Source organism: Mesorhizobium sp. M2C.T.Ca.TU.002.02.1.1, from assembly GCF_003997225.1.
On sequence record NZ_RZTO01001079.1, the window covers coordinates 1 to 1,692 of the forward strand.

At 63.5% G+C, this 1,692-nt stretch carries 2 pseudogenes; one reads left to right on the forward strand and one right to left on the reverse strand.

The annotated features are described in order from the left end of the window. Positions 1 to 542 (reverse strand): annotated as a pseudogene (locus tag EOD07_RS33525) (Tm-1-like ATP-binding domain-containing protein); the annotation flags it as partial. 608 nt (positions 543 to 1,150) lie between these two features. Between EOD07_RS33525 and EOD07_RS33530 the strand changes: the two are divergent. Continuing rightward, positions 1,151 to 1,692: pseudogene (locus EOD07_RS33530) on the forward strand (PAS domain-containing sensor histidine kinase); the annotation flags it as partial.

Below are 1,692 nucleotides of genomic sequence, written 5' to 3' on the forward strand. Positions count from 1 at the left end.
GCGAAGCGCGACGGCACAGCCTGCCAGGTCGGGAAATCGACCATGTCGATGGCGCCGGGCGCGACGATCTGCGGGATGCCTTGACGTCCGGCATTCTCCAGCCGGTCGGTACCCGAATTCACCACCGAGCCGGTGAGCTGGTTGGCGAGCTCCTGCAGGCTGAAGTCGAGCACGGCGACAAAACCCTTCTGCGCCGCGATCGCTTCCAGCGCCCGTCCGCCCATGCCGGTGGTGTGGAAGACGATGACCTCATAGCCGCGCTTTTCCAGCTCCGGCTTCAAAGTCACCATGTATTGCAGGCAGCTTTTGCCCAGCGAGCTCATGCCTACCTTCGGCCGCGAGACTTCGGGTGTGACGACAGCCCGCGCGGCGCCGACCACGGCGCCGCTAGCCTGCGACAGCACCGCCTTGCAGGCGCTGTTGAGGCCGTAGAGACCGCCGGCCCAGAGGATCATCATCAAGTCGGTGGCGATGCGCTCCGGCGGCACGAGGTGCGAATATGCGATCGTCGAGACGACGAATTTCGGCACGCCGAGCGGCAGCGCCAGCAGCACCAGCGAGAACCAGAAAGCCATCCTGATCAGAAAGCCCATCTTACTTGCCTCTCATCCGGGATGGATGATGCATCCATCCGTGACGGATCATGCATCCCTGGGCATGACCTCTTTTATGGGCGCGATAATGGCACAGTCCCGCAAAGGACGACTTGCGTCGAAGCCGCCAATTTTCCTCAAATTTTAGGCAAATTCGAAAGGAATTGGTTTTGAAACGGACTTGTCTCGAATCTCGGGGACCACGTTTACTTTATAATAACCATATATCCTATTGCTATTAAATGATTTTTTCTCATGTGACGGTTAGCCGGATCAAGGTACGCCCCGTTTTGGCACAGGCCTCGCGGCTAACCCGCCGTTTACCATGGCGGCAACTCGGCGTGCTTTGCGGGGCCGGCGTCACAATATTTGCCTTGGACGGGTCACCGGCCCCCACCAGCCTTATCCATTCCTTAAACGCTGGATGCGAGTTTCAAGTCATTGATTGAGTCACCTGCCAGGCAGGGCGTTTTTTACCACCGGGTACGCGTGCGTTGAGTTCGATTTCAGCCAGATACGTTCAATTGCCCGGCGCGGTTTCAGCCGGCTGCGAACGCATGGTTCACCCGACCGTGACGGGTGAGGCCGAACGCTTGCGCCAGCGCCGCTTCATCGGCGTCATGCTCGCCGCTCCGTTCCTGGCCGCGGGCGCCGCGGTCACGCTCGTCACATCCAGCCTCGGCGCGGCCGTCACGATGGCCGCGATCTTTGCCGCTTTCGGCCTGTGCTGGTTCGCGGCGCTTCTGGTGGCGGCCACCGGCCATATGGCGCTCGCCGGCCGCATGGCGGTCATGCTGGGCGGTCTCGCCCTTGCCGGGGCGGTTGCCGCGGCGGGCGGATTGGCCTCGCCGGCAGCACTCCTTGCCATCGCCTTGCCGGTTGAGACCTTGTGGGTCTCGGGATCGCGGCGGGCCGCGCTGGCGGGCGCGCTGGCGGCCCTTGCCGCCATCGCGCTGCAGCCCTTTGTCGGGCAGTTCCTGCCGCTCGGCGAAATCGCCGCCTGGCATTGGCTGCTGCCGCTCGCCTGGGCGCTGACGCTGTTGCCGCGGGCCGCCGCCTTCGCCAACCCGGCAGGCTCGCAGCTGACGGAGCCTGGCGG